17 protein-coding genes are annotated in these 16,701 nt (G+C 41.7%); 2 read left to right on the top strand and 15 right to left on the bottom strand.

Going from position 1 to position 16,701, the window contains the following annotated elements:
* Positions 1–4: 4 nt before the first annotated feature.
* The 13 genes from SIO70_RS27165 to tnpA form a co-directional block, all read right to left on the bottom strand.
* Positions 5–466, bottom strand: coding sequence for a MarR family winged helix-turn-helix transcriptional regulator (locus tag SIO70_RS27165; RefSeq protein WP_320576130.1), 462 nt, complete (start codon positions 464–466; stop codon positions 5–7).
* Between the two features lie 183 nt (positions 467–649).
* The gene (locus tag SIO70_RS27160) at positions 650–1,546 is read right to left on the bottom strand and encodes an SDR family oxidoreductase (RefSeq protein WP_320576128.1); all 897 of its coding nucleotides are present in this window, start codon (positions 1,544–1,546) and stop codon (positions 650–652) included.
* A 4-nt stretch (positions 1,547–1,550) separates the two neighbouring features.
* Positions 1,551–1,910 (bottom strand): VOC family protein, encoded by a 360-nt coding sequence (locus tag SIO70_RS27155; RefSeq protein ID WP_320576127.1) that lies wholly within the window; start codon positions 1,908–1,910, stop codon positions 1,551–1,553.
* Positions 1,911–2,158: 248 nt separating this feature from the next.
* Positions 2,159–3,931: a gliding motility-associated C-terminal domain-containing protein gene (locus tag SIO70_RS27150; RefSeq protein WP_320576125.1), complete on the bottom strand. Its 1,773-nt coding sequence runs from the start codon at positions 3,929–3,931 to the stop codon at positions 2,159–2,161.
* 474 nt (positions 3,932–4,405) lie between these two features.
* Entirely contained in the window at positions 4,406–4,936 is a 531-nt protein-coding gene (locus tag SIO70_RS27145; protein ID WP_320576123.1) for a DUF1349 domain-containing protein, read from the bottom strand.
* Positions 4,937–4,940: 4 nt separating this feature from the next.
* Entirely contained in the window at positions 4,941–6,089 is a 1,149-nt protein-coding gene (locus SIO70_RS27140; protein WP_320576121.1) for an MFS transporter, read from the bottom strand.
* Between the two features lie 90 nt (positions 6,090–6,179).
* Entirely contained in the window at positions 6,180–6,863 is a 684-nt protein-coding gene (locus tag SIO70_RS27135) for an HAD family hydrolase (protein ID WP_320576119.1), read from the bottom strand.
* A gap of 11 nt (positions 6,864–6,874) precedes the next feature.
* Positions 6,875–7,900 carry an alcohol dehydrogenase catalytic domain-containing protein gene (locus SIO70_RS27130; RefSeq protein WP_320576116.1) on the bottom strand — a complete coding sequence of 342 codons (1,026 nt, stop codon included), beginning with the start codon at positions 7,898–7,900 and terminating at the stop codon, positions 6,875–6,877.
* A gap of 12 nt (positions 7,901–7,912) precedes the next feature.
* Positions 7,913–9,151, bottom strand: a complete 1,239-nt coding sequence (locus SIO70_RS27125) for an aspartate aminotransferase family protein (RefSeq protein ID WP_320576114.1) — start codon at positions 9,149–9,151, stop codon at positions 7,913–7,915.
* Positions 9,152–9,884: 733 nt separating this feature from the next.
* Positions 9,885–10,616, bottom strand: coding sequence for a hypothetical protein (locus tag SIO70_RS27120; RefSeq protein WP_320576113.1), 732 nt, complete (start codon positions 10,614–10,616; stop codon positions 9,885–9,887).
* A gap of 84 nt (positions 10,617–10,700) precedes the next feature.
* Positions 10,701–11,051 carry an IS66 family insertion sequence element accessory protein TnpB gene (gene tnpB, locus SIO70_RS27115; RefSeq protein ID WP_320576111.1) on the bottom strand — a complete coding sequence of 117 codons (351 nt, stop codon included), beginning with the start codon at positions 11,049–11,051 and terminating at the stop codon, positions 10,701–10,703.
* Between the two features lie 276 nt (positions 11,052–11,327).
* The gene (locus tag SIO70_RS27110) at positions 11,328–13,136 is read right to left on the bottom strand and encodes a reverse transcriptase domain-containing protein (RefSeq protein WP_414017883.1); all 1,809 of its coding nucleotides are present in this window, start codon (positions 13,134–13,136) and stop codon (positions 11,328–11,330) included.
* A gap of 545 nt (positions 13,137–13,681) precedes the next feature.
* Positions 13,682–13,852, bottom strand: a complete 171-nt coding sequence (gene tnpA / locus SIO70_RS33535) for an IS66 family insertion sequence element accessory protein TnpA (RefSeq protein ID WP_414017882.1) — start codon at positions 13,850–13,852, stop codon at positions 13,682–13,684.
* A 38-nt stretch (positions 13,853–13,890) separates the two neighbouring features.
* Here tnpA and SIO70_RS33530 point away from each other — a divergent pair, with 38 nt between their 5' ends.
* Together SIO70_RS33530 and SIO70_RS27105 are read left to right on the top strand one after the other, a co-directional pair.
* Positions 13,891–14,091 carry a gliding motility-associated C-terminal domain-containing protein gene (locus SIO70_RS33530; protein ID WP_414017940.1) on the top strand — a complete coding sequence of 67 codons (201 nt, stop codon included), beginning with the start codon at positions 13,891–13,893 and terminating at the stop codon, positions 14,089–14,091.
* A gap of 61 nt (positions 14,092–14,152) precedes the next feature.
* Positions 14,153–14,449 (top strand): hypothetical protein, encoded by a 297-nt coding sequence (locus SIO70_RS27105; protein WP_320576107.1) that lies wholly within the window; start codon positions 14,153–14,155, stop codon positions 14,447–14,449.
* Between the two features lie 127 nt (positions 14,450–14,576).
* Here SIO70_RS27105 and SIO70_RS27100 read toward each other — a convergent pair whose 3' ends face one another.
* Both SIO70_RS27100 and SIO70_RS27095 read right to left on the bottom strand, forming a co-directional pair.
* The gene (locus SIO70_RS27100) at positions 14,577–15,659 is read right to left on the bottom strand and encodes a sulfatase/phosphatase domain-containing protein (RefSeq protein ID WP_320576106.1); all 1,083 of its coding nucleotides are present in this window, start codon (positions 15,657–15,659) and stop codon (positions 14,577–14,579) included.
* The gene (locus SIO70_RS27095) at positions 15,647–16,105 is read right to left on the bottom strand and encodes a sulfatase-like hydrolase/transferase (protein ID WP_320576104.1); all 459 of its coding nucleotides are present in this window, start codon (positions 16,103–16,105) and stop codon (positions 15,647–15,649) included. The genes SIO70_RS27100 and SIO70_RS27095 overlap by 13 nt, the downstream gene beginning before the upstream one ends.
* Positions 16,106–16,701: the final 596 nt, after the last annotated feature.

The following is a 16,701-nucleotide window of genomic DNA, read 5'->3' as shown; positions in this document are numbered from 1 at the left end:
GTTTTTATTCTTCTTTGTTTTGTTCTATTAAATTTATCATATTCGAATTGAATGACGACAGCTTATTGTCTATAACCGAAAAGAACTCTATATCAGCATTTTCAATTGCTGTCAATGCTTTTTGCAGAACTTTTGCACCTTCATTTGTCAATTTGATTACTTTGGCTCTCGTGTCAGTCGGGTGTTCCTGTCTGCTGATAAATTTCTTTACTTCCAATGTCCGCAGAACTTTGGAAACCATCATTCTGTCTGCGTTTCCCTGATTGGCAATATCCACTTGTGTTACCGTATCATTTTCTCTTGAAAGCCAGCCCAATGCAGTCAAAAGAACAAACTGCGTTTGGGTCAAATTCAACGGGTCTAAAACTTTTTTGTGTTTACGTTGCCACAGCAAGGTTACTTGTCCAAGTAGATAACCCGGACTTTCACCTGGGTTTTTGAACTTAAATTCTATTTTTTTTTGCATACTCGTATTGAAGCATTTGTGATGAAACTTAAAACTACCCGAACACTTAATATTTTAAAGTCCATTCCTTTATTAAATCAGCTAATATATTTCCACTTTTATTCTCTTTTCTTTAAACATTTTGAATTATTTCTGATAAATCAAATGTCCTAAACGAAATTAGTTGCGTTTAAGACATTGACATTATTTATAAGTTAACATTAAATACTCGGACAACGGCGTTGTTTTTCTTCCTAAAACAGTTTCCAAATCATTCGATTGCCGGTCAAATTCCCCGTTGGCAATGGCTATACTGAATTTGCACAATATTTCGATAATATGATTGGGTAAACCAAATTTATTCATTGTAGTTTTAAATTCGGTTATTTCCGGAGAAACATACTGAATAGGTTCTTCCACAATCTTCGAGAAAATTTCGGCAATTTCTGAAAAGGTAGTCCGCTCACTACCGCTAAGCTCCAATACCTTATTTGTATAGGCTGAAGGGCTCAAAAGAATAATTGCGGCTGCTTCTGCTAAATCTTGTTTAGGTGCAAATGAAGCTGAACCATTTGCTGTAGGCAGATAGATTGTTTTTGTTTTTAATAGCTGGCTCTTATCGCCAATCAACATTGCGATTACTTCAGCATATAAATTATGCTTCAATATGGTGTAGTTCATTCCCGAAGCTTTAATCGCGTTTTCAGTTTGTAAATGGGAATCCACAAGATTTGCTAAAGGGGAAGCAGCACTTTCGTCATTCCATACCGAACTGGTATAAACAATGTGTTTAACGTCAACCTTTTTTGCCGCATCGACTACGTTTTTATGAAGTATGGCTCGCTGATTTTCATCTGCACCTGAAACGAAATATAAAACATCAATGCCTTTAAAAGCATTCTCCAAACTTTCCAAATCGGCATAATTTCCAATTTTTACTTCTATGCCCTCCTTGGTATATTGTTTTGCAAATTCATTTTTATCGTCTCTTTCTCTAACCAAAACTGTTAGATTTTCAACTTCTGTTTTCTCTTTTAAAAGATTAATAACCTTGCTCCCCAAGCTGCCTGTAGACCCTGTAACCAATATTCTATTTCCCATAAATTTATATTGTATTTAAAAAAGTAAGTTTATAGCCGTCAAGGTCTTTTACGTGGAATGCCCTGCCAAAAGGGGTTTCAAAAATTGGTCCTGTTGTAGTTATTCCATTTGTAATGAGTTTCTCTTTCAGTTCATCTACATTTTCGTTAACAGCAAACCAAAGTGCTACCCCAATACCCAATTCTTTTTCCTCGATTGGCTCAAGCGGTGTGCGAATGGCAAAACTTGCTTGTCCTTGATTATACTTAAATACACAGGCTTGCGGATTAGAATTGTCAATTTCAAATCCTAATTTTTTGGTGTAGAATTCTTTTGATGCTTCCAGATTTCTCACTTGTAGTGAGGCAAATGTTAATTGTATCATTTTCTAAAAATTTAATTGTTGTCGCAAAGATAGTATACACGACAACAATATCCAAATAGTTTTACTTTTTATTCATGATTGTCCGGGTAAATCCGAGGTAAAATAACCCTGCAGGACCTGACTACAAGGCCTACAGGGTTAAAATATATGGTTGCAATTTCATGATGAGCTTCCCCCATTGCTTACGTAGAAAAGTCAAAAGGCGCATTATGGGTTTTTCTCCATGCTTGCATTCTGCCGACCCTTTTTTATTTAATAATAACCAGTTTTCCCATATAGATCTTCCTTCGCCCGCTCTCATTTACTTCCAGGATATAACTATATAATCCCGGACTGGCAACACGTCCATCCCAGCTATTATCATAATTATCCGACCTGTAAACAAGCACGCCGCCCCGCAGCAAATTATAGACAGAAAGTCTTGAACCAGGATAATTCTCTAATCCCCGGATCACGAACAAATCGTTCCTGCCATCGCCATTTGGTGTAAACACATTAGGAATGCAAAGCCGGATGTAACTGGAATCATTATCTTCAATTGCAATCACTGCCACACTATCCGAATTAACAGGATAAATTGTACTATCTCCATATCCTCCGTCAATCTGGAGGTTTAAATATTCTGTTGACTCCACCTTGCGATCATCTATTATGTTGATTGGAAGGGTAGCACTATGTAGTCCTGCAGGAATAAGCAGAGGCGGTATTGTATAATCAACGCCTTCGGTGGCAGTAGTACCGGCTGGAATAACATGGTAATTCACATACAAATCTTCTGCAGATACAAGGCTATCCGGGTAGGATAATGTAAGGCTCGCTCCCGGGCCACCTTCTCTGCCATTAGCCACCGCGGAAATACCAACAGATCTTTTTTCAAAATCATCATCATATAGCGGAACCGTGGCCAATGGGTTATTATTATATACTGTGATGGGATCACCTGTTGGCGTGCTTGCACTTACGAGGATGGCGTGAATATATTCGTTACCTTCTATGATGTTATCATCAATAGGGTGAATCGGCACAGTTACGGTACCGTCGGTATACTTTGATACAGGGATCACAAAACTATCCAAGGGAAGATAATCCACTCCTTCAATGGCATTTCCCTCCATCCTGACTTTTACAGTGATGGGTTGTCTAAGAAAATCATCTCCAGAAGGAATTGAATAGAGGGAAATATAACCGTCTACCTGAGGACCGGCCTCCCTTGGACTTCCGACATAGTTAATGAAGACATTCGCGCTTCTTACAGGTTCAATAGTATCATTATTATCAAATACATAAATAGGACCATAGGTTGAAGCATCATACCTGAGCTCAAAATCACCGCCGGTAATATTGACGATTTCAAAGTATATCAATTCAGTGTCTTCCTTCACTTTATCGTCAAGCACGTTGATCTCGGCAATTACATTATGTTGGCCTGAATCAATCCTTAATGTTGGCCCGTCAATATCATTAAAACCAGTAGTAGTACCGGCACCAAAATTAGCATTGACCCATATGGCCTGACCTGCTATATAATCGCTGGACAAGCTGGCAGTAATGGTTGCATTGGGTCCGCCTTCTGTTCCATTTGTTGAACCGGTAAGAGAAATTATTGTATTTATCCAGTCATCATCGTAAATCCTGAGGGTAGTAGGAGTGGCATCGACATCCACGCTTGCTGATGAAGTAGCAGTTGCACTTTGAATAGAGAGTATAACATCGGCATAATCTTCAACAATTCTATTTTGTACAGGAACGACCGGGAAGGTAAAGCTGCCATTACCATCAGTGACGGGGATCTTGATTTGCTGTGGAAAAGCCTGGTAATGTACACCCGGTACTGCGGTTCCGCTGATTGTAAAGTTGACCGTAACGGTATCTGTGCCGCTGGCAGTGCCGGTAACGGTGATGGTATAACTACCTCCGGGAAGACTTTCATTGGTGTTCGCATGGTTAGTGATGGCTACGGAATAGTCAGCCGCGGATACGGAGCGAGCAGCAACTACTAGCATGAGTAGTATTAGCTTCATAATTGTGGGACTTAAATGGTTAATGAATTGCTTACAGTAAGGTATGGCTACTTATGAACTGGGGCCTGTCTGATGGCAGGGAAGGTACAATTTTATTGTTTGGAATTCAAGGGTGGTTTTTTAAACTTTAATATGTCGCAAATAGAGCAGGGGAATGTAAATATAACCTTCACTAAGCTTGTTCAGATCGCCGAGGCCATTGAGGTAGAACTAAGGGATTTGTATACTATTAAGAAACTTTTCCTCTGGGGCAAATTGAGCTTTCGACCTCTTTAATTTGAATAAACGCTCCCTACTCTGGATATCATAGACCTGCTCAACCATTTTGGCAGAACAGGAAATTACCCCCGTTATCCTCATCAAATCATATGAAATGATGGATGAATCTAATCTTGGATCCAGGACGACGTATTACCAATTCTCTCCATCAGGTACCCGAATAAAATCAGGCAAAAATTACTATTGAAGCCTCTTTTAATTTACCCGAAAATCTTCAAACAACACTGAAAATGATTCCTTACCCGGTGCAGCGGCCACAAGCCCTACCCGGACTATTCCTCCCGGAGGAAAATAAGCCAGCCGCAACATCTCATATCTTTCTCCATCAAATGAATAACTGATCTCCACATAATCACCCTTTCGCAACAAATTTAGCCAGATCGCATCCGGACTATCATTCCTGGGTACCACAGACCAGTCAGATACCTCCCGCGTCACTACAGCACTTACGTTTTGCACCCCATCCACATACTCTATGCCGGTCTTGATCCAGTTCTTATCATCAAGTCGCACCATCAAGCCCGCCTGATGAAAAAGCTCCCGATATTGCCCTCTCACCTTCACACTGGCTACAAAATCACCTTCCCGCTCTTCGTAATAAAACGGCCCATTATCACGTATAAAACCATAATGCGTGATACGCCAGAAGTCTGTATCAGCATCTACTGTCATCGACAGCTGCTGATTATCACCAGCCCATTGGGCCGGTTCATTCATCCATTTCATATTGTTATTGTTTTGTATCAATACCACGTGTCAGCCAGACAGTGCAGCCGGCAAAGACAGCAATTAAACCAAATGACCATCGCAAATCCAGTACTTCTGCTATAAAACCGATCATCGGAGGCCCAATCAGGAATCCAAGGAACCCTACAGTAGACACTGCAGCTATTGCCATGCCCGGCGGCAATGTGTCTGACTTACCTGCCAATGCCAATACCAATGGAACAATAGACGAAACGCCAATCCCTACCAACAGGAAACCCAGCGTAGCCGTCACGATATGCGGGAAGAGAATAGCGATCAATAAACCTGTACTACTGATCATACCAGCATATGTCAGCACATGCTTCACACCCAGGCGTGTCACTACCTTATCCGCCACAAATCGACCACCGGCCATCGTACTCATAAAAGCAATATACCCTACTGTTGTCAATGCCTCAGGCACTTGTACCACTTTCTGGAAATATACCCCGCTCCAGTCAAACATAGTCCCCTCTGTGACCAGGCTGGCAAACGCGATCAATCCCAGTTGCATGATCTTCCTATCCGGCATGGCAAACAGTGGCCCATCATCCGTAGGCGCATCGGCCGGCAATAGGTATGATCTGGCACTGAATACCAGCACCCAGCATAGCAACGCTACTATCAGGAAGTGCTGCCATATAGGCCAGTTCAGGTTTACAGCCAGGGTACCAATACCCACACCCGTAAATCCCGCCAGGCTCCAAAGCCCATGAAAGGAAGCCATGATCGAGCGCCCATATAAATTCTCAATACCCACAGCCTGCGTATTCATGGATATTTCAAACAGGTTGTTCATAAACCCAAAGCAGAATAATACGATGACCAACTGCCAGATGTGTGTGGTAAATCCAATAAATGTGAGCATAAAAGGAAACAGTAGGCCGGCGGCTATTAATACCCTCCTGCTCCCAGTCTTTGTTACCAGCCACCCGGACACAGGCAGACTCACCATCAGCCCGATGGGTAATGCAAAGAGGACACTCCCCAGCCCGGCGTTCCCCAGCCCAAATTGTGATTTGATGTCATGAATACGGCAGGCCCAACTTGAATAGGTCAGGCCTGCTATAAAAAAGAAAATGGACGTCGCTATACGGTAAGAACGTTTCTGGTCAATCGTAACTGAAAGCATAAATTCACATTTATTAATCTTTTTAAGGCGTACCACAGGTCATTATCAGCATGCTTCACCGCAGCCATGGGCTGCGGTGAAGCACTTTTTTCACTTAATCTTTTCAGCATATAATCCTATATGCTGATAGAGCTGATCGTAATCTTCAATCCTGATAATATTCTCCAGGTGAGCGAGTTTCTTATTTGCAATGCCAATGAACCCAATACCCATCTGCTGTGTAGTGAGATAATCCCACACACCATCTCCCACATAAACGATGCCGGGAGGTGGGGTATCCAGTCCATGTTTTTCATTCATCTTCCGGATTGTAGCATGGATAATATCCTGCCTCGCCAGTGCATCCTGAGCAAAAGAAGCTGTACAGGCACTTACATCAATCCCCGCACATTGCAGTTTAAAATGTGCCGATTGCCGCCATCCTCCTGTAGCAAGTCCTATACTATAATCCTCCTGCCGGCATAACAGCTCGATCACAGCTCCAGCCTTCGCTATTTCACGAATGGTAGCAGGATCTTCCTGGTAGGCCTGCTGCAATAATCCACAGAAGTGAGTGATGAAATGATCCCGCTCCGCTTCCGTAAATGTGCGACCCAGTCTTTCACGGCACAACTGGTCGATAATGCCACTGTCAGTGGTATTCTGATAATATCCGTAATTCGTTTCGAAATCTTTAAAACCAAAGCAATCTTCTATCGCACGGGTATAACAATGGTCGTCTATAGCAGTGGTGTCGGTCAATGTACCGTCTATATCAAAAATGATGTACTTCATACTGGTTAACTTTAAGAGATCCTGATAACTGATTTCAGACTACTGATATTATTGCTTCGCTGACGGGTAGTCAGATCGCAACCCAGATCCTTTACAGCGGCATCGAAGTTATGCAGATCATACTCATTGGTGATGATCTTCTGCAACTCCAGCTGGCCGCTGTTAATGAGATCCACCGCATGCCGGAAAGTGTCCTGTGAATCAATGGAGCCAATGATAGAAATACTGCGATCAGCTATCTCACGTGGATTGATGGTTTGCTGATTATTGCGCAATCCCATCAGTGAGATCTTTCCACCGTCAGCAATAGCCTGGATGGATTTTTCCAGCAGACTGGCCGTGGTATCAATGATTAGGTCATACTGGTTCTTCTGCGGTACAAACGATGGAGACATGGTCCAGCGATCAGTCAACACGTCATTCTTTTCAATCAATTGCATACGCTTACCCGATGCTTCATAGATCACGCCTTCGCGTATACCATATTGCTTCAGGGCCAGGTAGAACAACAGGCCAATAGGGCCCCCACCCAATATAGCTGTGCGCATGAAGGGTGTGACCTGCAATTTTTTTACAGCTGTGAGCACACAACTCAATGGCTCAGACATGGCCCCCTGCTCGAAAGGGATCGCATCTGCCAATGGATAAATAAATCGTTGCGTGGTTTTGAAATACCGGGTGAATGTGCCATCAATAGACACTCCTGCTTCTGTAGAGGATTTCAGCAGGCAATGATTACGCAGCCCTTTTCGGCAGTTATCACAATAACCGCAATAGTAAGTGGGGTCTATGATGACCCGGTCACCGATCTGGCAATTATCCACAGCTGAACCTTTATCCACGATCACCCCGGCAGATTCATGCCCGATGATCACCTGCGGTCGTGCCATGTATTCACCGGAAATAATACTGAGGTCTGTACCGCAGATGCCTGTAGCACGAACCTCTACGATCACTTCATCGGGAAGTATAATAGATGGTTCTTCCTTTTCCTGGATAGAGATCTCCCAGGGATTGTTATAAACAATTGCTTGCATGATTTGCAATTTTTAAAGTTCATGAAATATCTTATCCAGCCGGGCACAGATCTCCTCAATGTCATCAACTGTTGCTGTCAGGGAAGGTCTTACCTTCACGACATTCCCAAATCCATAACGGGAGCCACGCAGTATGAGGTGATGATTTTCAAGGCCACTGTCAATGATCTTGTTAGTAAGATCTACATCTGGCGCACCATCCTTATCAACGATTTCTAATCCCCACATGTAGCCGATACCACGTACATCGCCGATTACATCGCCATATTTTTCCTTGAGATTGTTGAGCAGGCGGCCAAGTACTATTCCATTTTCACGCACGTTTTCCAGGAAACCTTCCCGGGATACAATCTCCATGGTCTTCTGTGATGCTGTCAGCGATAGCAGGTTACCACCGGATGTGTAGGAGTGTTCAAACTTCTCCAGCACGGCCAGTTGGTGTGTGTAAAGTATAGCCGCAGCAGGAATACCAATACCACCAAGGCCTTTAGCCAGTGTGATGATGTCAGGTTTAATGTCATAGTACTCACTTGCAAACATGTGCCCTGTTCTGCCAATGCCCGTTTGTACCTCATCAGCGATCAGTACAATGTCCAGCTCATCACAGATCTTGCGGACCCGTTCAAAGTAACCTTCAGGAGGTATGATATTGCCACCATTGCCGAGGATTGGCTCTATGATGATACATGATACACCACCAGAAGCGGCATACTCAGCATAGTCGTGAATGGCTTCTGTACAAAGGAAACCACAGGCAGGTGCACCTTTTGCCGAAAAAGGGCAACGATAGCAGTAAGGCGCAGGTACAATACCATTCTGAGTTACAACCGTCTGTGGAAAAGATTTGCGGCGGAAGGCATTACCTGAAATGGCGGTCGCGAAAAGTGTCTGTCCGTGGTGGGACAGGGAGAGGCTGATGACCTCATTTCTGCCATTATACTTGTTGGCAATTTTAACGGCTCCTTCATTGGCTGTGGAACCAATAATGTCGCGCATCCAGCCGGTGGTGATATGGGCTGGTGCATGGGCAAGAATGCTATCCAGTACTTGCTGGGCAAGGTCGCCAGTGAAGGAAGACGATACGTGGATAAGGTCTTCCAGCTGCGTTTTGAGCGCATCAATCAGTTCGGGGTAGCTGTAACCTAATGCCAGGTTAAAGGTGCCGGACACGGCGTCGATGTATTCATCCTGATCAGGGGTGTACAGGCGAATGCCTTTCCCTTTGTTGAATTGGACTTGAGTAGTGGTCATGGAATTTTTTTTAGGGTATGTGCATTGAAGTGCCGGACGAGGGTGATGTTTCGCCAGGGGGTTTTGTGTCATGATACGTTTTTCGATTTTTGTAGTTTGAGGGTCTTATGGGTTTTTTAAAGGATAAACAATAAGAGATCTTGTATTAAAGTTGGAATAGTAAAACGGGTTACATAATAGCTGTAAAGTAAAATGTAATCCGGATAAATTTCTTTTTTTTATTTTCGAAAAATCAGGTACTATATATTATAATTGAGGTGCAATAAAAAATCCATTAGGTAACTTCCTTACATTCTTCTTTCTATACTTCTATCCAATCTGTGGAGCGTACTGTTCTATAACTTTATGGCCGCTGCGAAAGGATCGCAGGCCATGCATTCCATGCTTGCCACCAGTGCTTTCTTCAGTCTGATCCGGGCCCTGCTGGTGTCACTTACTCACAAATGGATCGGGTGGAAAAGTTATGGTATGTTGGCCTTCCGGTAGTGATCCTGGTAGTAATCATACCAGGTGTGGTTAATGCTACCTTTAAGTGTACACTTGGTATGTAAACTAACAACCAACCCCGTCCTTGTGATTTAAGGAACTTTCCTATAGTAGCTTAAAAGCCATACATTTACATAATTTCCCTGATTTTACCGATATTGAGGAGCAAATAAGATATTGTCATGCTATCGTTTTCCCCTCCTAATAAATTGACCGTTGGTCAGGCACTGGCTAAACTAAGAGCTATTTATAAACCTGATAAAACAATATAAACTGGTCTTTTTATAACTTTTAAATACCAGCGAAGCGGTGTGCACGCAAGCTGCCGCGTTTCTTCCACACGTAATAACCTTGCACCTGACGGAAGATTCTTCACATCTAATGTTATTACTTCTTCTTCCAATCCTTCCGGAAAGTCATGCCGGCCACCTCTTTTCTTTGGTGCAACAGATACACTGCATCGTACATGGGCAGCAATAACCTGTGTACTATTCAACTTGCACACACCCCATTCATCTACATCAAGAGATAATGTTCCCTGTATAACACCAGACTGCGTCGCAATTGCCTCAGTATGTCTTCTTTCACTTCTGATACCATGTATCCACTTTTTTACCATCCTGAGTTCATGAGTGATCCTATCCATTTTCACGAGTTCCTTTTGCTGCTTGTCAAGCAGCTGATACTGTTGAGAGATAGTCTGATCCTGCTGCCTGATGAGGTTATTAGATTGAAGTAGTTGTTCGCCTTGTGAATGGATCGTCTGGTCTTTTTGCTTAAGAACCTCCCTTTGATGAGTTAAATGCTGTTGCTGTTTGATAATTATGCTAGCCTGATCTATCAGGATTATATGCATGGTCTCACGTTCCTGTTGCATCAACGACAGCTGCTCCTGTAGTAAAAGTATTAGCTGATCTTTTTCATCGTTATGATGATCTGGATTATTCATTGATTTGTATGTACGCTGATATTTTTTCATGGAGATAGTTCTATAACAAGGGAGGCAGATCTTTGTTTGATCTGCCTCCCTTGTTATAGAATAATATTTTTATGATGCTATTTTTCAGGAGCTATACTGTCGGTATTTATGGAAAGACAGCCCTTTGATAATTGCCAATAGTTCATTAGCTTTTATTGGCAATGGTCCGCTGTCACCCTGCGGTGAATCAGGAAGTGTAAACCTACCGCGATCGAGTTTCCTGTAAAACATAGTAAATCCATTATCTTCATGCAGCAATAACTTTATATGAGTTTTATCCTTGTTCAGGAATATGAAAACATCAGTATCAGTGATACTAAGTTTCATAATATTGATAATTATTCCGCACAACCCAATAAAGCCTTTACGCATGTCTGTAGGATGGGTATATAGAAAATATCGGTAGCGGTCTGTAAATAAAGCTATATTGCTCATGCCAGTAGAGATTTAAGATATTCTGCACTTACCGGCTGATAAATATTAATTCCCCGAACCTGTGCAAAAAGCTTTTCGGTTATTGGCTCGCATGAAGCAACAGCCGGAATAATTTCTATAAATCCAGCATTATCAATATCAGGTTTGATACCAAATTTTTTCCGTAGGCTAAACACCGGGCGCCTTGCTATATTGCTATAGTAGGTTTCCCTGTGTTCGCCTCCGAACCGTACATACCCGTTCCCAGGTATACGGCTCTCCCCCAATATCCGCGGTCTACCCTCCGTTGTGTATCTTTTGGTGACATGATTTACATACGGCCATCGTTTTTCTGCGTCTTGCTATCATCATCTTTTCCCAATGCTGTTTACCCTTTTTAATATCACTCATCTTGCGAATGTGATGCATTTCAAGGTCATCGACGCTTTCACACAATTCACATTTTCGCGCTTTAAGCCTATCTATCAGGCTGGTGGTACCATAGGTGTAAGCAACTTGGGGGATGATGTCAACATTGTACATTATAGCCTTTGGCTTTTGTTTAAAACCTGTCTCATAGAAGAATTGTGATCTTACATTTCCTTTTTTGTTAATATAGTTTACTGTAAAGACATCATTTTTAATGTATTTGCTGCAAATTTTGTAAACTGAAGTCTGATACTTTGCCGCAAAAGTCTTATACATACTGTACTCCATAATATACTTAAAAGAATGTACAGAGCTGGCATTTAATGCTAGCGAGTAATAATTATAGAAGCCTCTTATCTCCGCATTATACTGCTGGAGTAATTCCAGATCGTCCTTGTAAAGCAAATTGGGTCTGTAATATGAAACCCATTTCTCCATGCCATTATTGTTCTTAAATTTGATGACACGATAATCAATCAGTTTCTTTTTGATCGTATCAGGTGGGATTTTTACGACAAGGCGTTTATTATAGTCCCTGCGTAATGCCCCCTTTGAGTTCCTTTTTGTTAGGTTAGATTTGCTTATAGTCAGATAATATGACAGAAATTTCGCTGGTGAATTAGCGTGGGTTATAAGCGTTTTTTCATTTGAGAGTTCTAGTTTTAATTTATCATTCAGGAAGTTTTTAATATCCTGTTTGATGGTTCTACAGTCCTCAAGATTGCTTATCACTCCAACAATAAAGTCATCCGCGTATCTTACATACTGTAGCCTTCTATAATTATTGTCCATCTCGTCACGTGGTGGAATCAGCGCTCTTTCTTTTTCAATCGCTTTTATTGCCCTGATCAATGCAGTGCGCTGCTGAGGCTCCTTCTCTATTTGGAGTTGTTGCACAAACATTTCTTTCCTTCGCCATAGTCTGGATTGTACGGGATTTTCTCTCTTTGCTTTTCCGGTATCGAATCGTTTTTTAAACTCTTCCATATACTTGTCCAGCTTGTCCAAATAAATGTTGGCCAAAATAGGGCTTGCAATACCACCCTGCGGAGTTCCGCTATAGGTATTATGAAATACCCAATCTTCCACATAACCTGCATTTAGGAACTTCCTGATTAAACGAATAAAGCGGTCATCATCTATTTTTTCTTTCAGTATGTTGATCAAAACATCATGATTGATGTTGTCGAAAAATCCACTGATGTCACCTTCAATGAACCATTTAGCACCTGTGAACGTCCTCTTAATTTGCATGATCGCCGTATGACAGCTTCTTTGTGGTCTAAACCCATGTGATGTCGGAGAGAAACTATTTTCATAGATTGCTTCCAATACCATCCTGATAACCTCTTGCAATAATTTGTCTTCGAAAACACTGATGCCCAACGGACGCTTTTTCCCGTTTTTCTTCAGAATGTAAGCCCTTCTCGCAGGTAAGGGATGGTAACTTTCATCCCGGATTGTATTGATGAGTGTTTCAATTCGGGTGAGGCTCATCTGATCAATTGTATTGTCCGATATACCCTCAGTCATATTACCCGGTTTAGCATAAATGTTTTGATAAGCGGTGTAATACATTTCCTCATTGAATAATATCCTGTACAACCTTTTAAACTTATAGCCGGGTAAATTACTGTGCGTTGATAGACTGTTTAATACGTTTGCCGGATTTCTCATAATGTCTCACACATTTTCCTTTAATTGTATTAAAAGATATTGGCTGCATCCCTTCGCCATGTACAAGGTTTTCCCTTGCTCGAACTACTACGGAAGCTCCGTTACCATATCGGATTTTCAAAAGCCTGCGCTTTATAGCCGCACCAGCGGCATTCCGACTTAGAGTAATCCCCATTCATCTGTTTAATAACAAAGCATTCTCGTTTATCGGATATGACTTCCATTCTTTTCTACCTACAGTAGCTGCGCTGTGATCTGTTCACGCCCGGTCTCCATTGGCGAAAGAGACTAGGTATCACAGTATGACGATTTTAGTTATCTTACATCAAAGGGTTTACGGGCCCCGCTCGAATTATCATTCAGTCAGTAAGGACTTTATCCTTGTAACGTGATCTCATCCACCTTTCAGTCGCAGTTTGATAACTAACTGACTTAAGGCTTGCCCAGCATGCTACACTCCCTGTTATTGGTTTCCCTCACAGATAAGCTGGTGATGACAGACTTATAAAGAACACTAGTCTGGTACCTTGCCATTGATACATTTATTAAACAGCCTTCATGGGCGCACGCCAATTGTAAAATGTAACTTCACTAATACCATATCTCTGGCAAAAGTCTTTTATACTCTGACCCTGACGCTCAAAATTCTCAATAAGAGGCCGAGTTTGTTCGGGAGTTAATCTAGGCTTGATTGTCTTTTTTGCTTTGGAACTCATAATGCATTTTGAGATCCAAATTATCACAATGGAATCTTATGACCAGCGAGGGGCTGCTTGGAGGTTTACTTTTTAACCGATATGGTCAGCTGGTTTTTCATTGTACCGGTGGGTACAACAATCAGTGGGATGGTCGTTATAATGGTCAACCGTTGCCCATAGGTACTTATTATTATGTGATTGACTTAAAAACCTTAATACCGTTGCATTTTACTGGATGGGTGGTAATACTTAGATAAAGAATGTGTATTCATTTACATATAGCTTGCTATAGTACTGATACTTGCCTTTATCCTGCCTATGCACCAGGATGTGCGCATCCTCTTTACCGTTATCAGCATAATCATCAATGTGTCTGGTCATCCTGGTTACGTGATTATGCCGAAAGGACTTTGCCATTCATACCTCTTCGAGATCATCGATACTCCTGTACATCCCAATCTTCACCACTGTAAATTCAAAGGCAATTACAGTCTGTATTTCCATTGGTGGGACAGACTGATGGAAACGGGAAACCCTGACTATGTGAAAGAATATGATCGCGTACAGGAAAAGCGTTTTGGTGGCGTAAGGTCTTGCAGCATCAACAAAGGCTGATTTGCACCGAATATAGCGCGACTTATGCACCAGTTGGGCTGCAACATGCAAGAAGCATTTATCAATTTTAATATTTATACGCCAATATCGTTGTTAATAATTATGAATGCGCTATAATGTAATTTAATTAAGGTTCCTGAACGCTTTGAGATTGTTGCGGGCTATGTACTCTTAGCTTATCTTCTTCAAGTTTATGCAACTGTGTTTCCATATCCATTCTAACCTCGTTGTATGCCAGATCATAGGCAAGGTTGGTATATTCAGATGGATCGTTTACCAAATCGTATAGTTCATATTCGTTGTAATAAGCTCCCGAGGCATCAAAATAATAACTATACTTCCATTTCTCTGTACGGATACATCGGATACGATTTGCAGCATTTACCACAGACCATTGACTATTGGAACCTGCTTTTGTATCATCGTATGTAAACAATATGCTATTCTGTACAGGTGTACCATCCTGCATAATTGGCAACAAGCTTGTGCTTGCAAGTCCGGCAGGAGAGTTAGATACATTAGCAATCTCCATAAACGTAGGCATGATGTCGACCAGCGTGGCCAGGGCCATAGATTGTTGAATGGGGTGGTCTGAGAATAGAAAAGGATTGGATATAACCAGTGGAACCCGTAATGCTTCTTCGTAAGCTACAAAGGTTTTCTGACGCAGTCCCCCATGTGCAAGTCCCATTTCTCCATGGTCCGAGGTGTAGGTCACGATAGCTGTATCAGCCAGGCTTATTCCAGCCCCATCTTTAGCATACAATTCTTTAATCAGGTTACCTATCTCTTTGTCAACGAGGGTTAACAGGTACCCGTAAAAATTTATATAATCCAACTTTTGTTCTACTGTTGCTAAAGGCCCTAAAGAAGCATCCATGCCCAATAGGATTTGTTCCTGCGCCATCGGTTTTTTATTGGCCAGCAAATGTTCGTTTACGGTATCGGGTAATCCAATTTCCCTTGTTGACCAGGCGGCAGGGTAATATCCAGAGGTCGCTGCTGTTTTGGGATAAGCCAGTACGTCGTGCGGGTTTACCAGCGACAAGATCAGGCAATAAGGTTTGTATTCACCTGCAGCTCTTTTCACTTTTACCTCCTGAAGGTATTTGATGGCTTCGGCCACATACCTGGCATCATGGTTGGCAAATCCTCCTCCAAAATTTAAAGGATTTACATCTTCTCCTGCATCCGGGGCTATCCATCCCATTGCACCAATAGAGAAATATCGGCCGATGTAAGGTTATCATAATTCGTGGATGCTCCATTACCGGCAACGCCCTTACTCATGTGCCATTTACCGCGGTACTGCACATCATAACCTTCATTCCAAAGTACATTCATGATGTTTGGTAAGGAAGTACTGATGGTTGGTTCCGAAGGAGATAAAGGACCGCCAATAGTCAGTGTTTGAGAAACCTTATGTTTAGCCGGATAAATTCCTGTAAATAATGTGGTACGGCTGGGAGAACACATGCAGGTATTACAGAAAGCTCTGTCGAAGCTGAAACCGTTCTTTTTTAGAAAGGTCAGCGTTGGAAGATTTGTTTCCTCCAATCCCGGAGGGAAATGCTGTGTAGCACGCTGTTCGTCTGTTATAATGAGGATCATGTCTGGCTGCTTGCCAAGTTGTGCCAACTTTGTTTTGAAGTTCATGGTTTAGAATGTTTTTTTGAAAGAGATCGTGTAAGTTCGGGGTAGATTTAAAAGTTAAATGTATTGTTAAGATTGTGTCAAGGTCAAGACTACCATATATCAATGTATGATAGTATTCTGTAAGAGTTAATATGATACTTAATTTCTGCAGGATAGCTTTCAATCCAGGAATGAATCAATTAAATATCCTGTTACGATCAGCATATATCTTTAACTAATTAAAGTCGCATTTGTTCAAAAAATATTCTATTGTTTCTTAATAGGGTACAAATCACTTATTGCTACCTCAAGGGCCTAAGGACCTAAGGACCAGTCCTGTTTAGTTCTATTTTAGCATAATAAGCAATTATAATATTATTACTATCAGACAATAGCTTCAATTTTTCAACAGCTTCGTGATTGTTAATAGTAGATAATGCTATTATGCATTTCCTTGCAAATTGGTAAGTGTCATCATAATCGAGGTACTTGAACTTGAGATCAGCCGCATTAAATAAGCATTCAACACTAACAGGATCCGCAATTTGCTTTAACAACATGGCAATGTCTTCATGTCTAAAATGCTAATCTTCGGTCAGTAGTTTACAAAGTCTACG

It is taken from the genome of Chitinophaga sancti (assembly GCF_034087045.1).
Taxonomy (GTDB): Bacteria; Bacteroidota; Bacteroidia; order Chitinophagales; family Chitinophagaceae; genus Chitinophaga; species Chitinophaga sancti_B.
The sequence above is the reverse complement of the archived record's forward strand: the minus strand, read 5'-3'. Positions and strand labels throughout refer to the sequence as shown.

Excerpts from the sequence above, each read along its gene's own strand:
- SIO70_RS27125 (WP_320576114.1), bottom strand. The coding sequence starts at position 9,151 with ATGACCACTACTCAAGTCCAATTCAACAAAGGGAAAGGCATTCGCCTG.
- SIO70_RS27120 (WP_320576113.1), bottom strand. The coding sequence starts at position 10,616 with ATGAAAAAATATCAGCGTACATACAAATCAATGAATAATCCAGATCAT.
- SIO70_RS27165 (WP_320576130.1), bottom strand. The coding sequence starts at position 466 with ATGCAAAAAAAAATAGAATTTAAGTTCAAAAACCCAGGTGAAAGTCCG.
- tnpB (WP_320576111.1), bottom strand. The coding sequence starts at position 11,051 with ATGAGCAATATAGCTTTATTTACAGACCGCTACCGATATTTTCTATAT.
- SIO70_RS27155 (WP_320576127.1), bottom strand. The coding sequence starts at position 1,910 with ATGATACAATTAACATTTGCCTCACTACAAGTGAGAAATCTGGAAGCA.
- SIO70_RS27130 (WP_320576116.1), bottom strand. The coding sequence starts at position 7,900 with ATGCAAGCAATTGTTTATAACAATCCCTGGGAGATCTCTATCCAGGAA.
- SIO70_RS27140 (WP_320576121.1), bottom strand. The coding sequence starts at position 6,089 with ATGCTTTCAGTTACGATTGACCAGAAACGTTCTTACCGTATAGCGACG.
- SIO70_RS27160 (WP_320576128.1), bottom strand. The coding sequence starts at position 1,546 with ATGGGAAATAGAATATTGGTTACAGGGTCTACAGGCAGCTTGGGGAGC.
- SIO70_RS27135 (WP_320576119.1), bottom strand. The coding sequence starts at position 6,863 with ATGAAGTACATCATTTTTGATATAGACGGTACATTGACCGACACCACT.
- SIO70_RS27095 (WP_320576104.1), bottom strand. The coding sequence starts at position 16,105 with ATGAACTTCAAAACAAAGTTGGCACAACTTGGCAAGCAGCCAGACATG.
- SIO70_RS27105 (WP_320576107.1), top strand. The coding sequence starts at position 14,153 with ATGCACCAGGATGTGCGCATCCTCTTTACCGTTATCAGCATAATCATC.
- SIO70_RS27110 (WP_414017883.1), bottom strand. The coding sequence starts at position 13,136 with ATGAGAAATCCGGCAAACGTATTAAACAGTCTATCAACGCACAGTAAT.
- SIO70_RS27100 (WP_320576106.1), bottom strand. The coding sequence starts at position 15,659 with ATGGGATGGATAGCCCCGGATGCAGGAGAAGATGTAAATCCTTTAAAT.
- SIO70_RS27150 (WP_320576125.1), bottom strand. The coding sequence starts at position 3,931 with ATGAAGCTAATACTACTCATGCTAGTAGTTGCTGCTCGCTCCGTATCC.
- SIO70_RS27145 (WP_320576123.1), bottom strand. The coding sequence starts at position 4,936 with ATGAAATGGATGAATGAACCGGCCCAATGGGCTGGTGATAATCAGCAG.
- SIO70_RS33530 (WP_414017940.1), top strand. The coding sequence starts at position 13,891 with ATGACCAGCGAGGGGCTGCTTGGAGGTTTACTTTTTAACCGATATGGT.
- tnpA (WP_414017882.1), bottom strand. The coding sequence starts at position 13,852 with ATGAGTTCCAAAGCAAAAAAGACAATCAAGCCTAGATTAACTCCCGAA.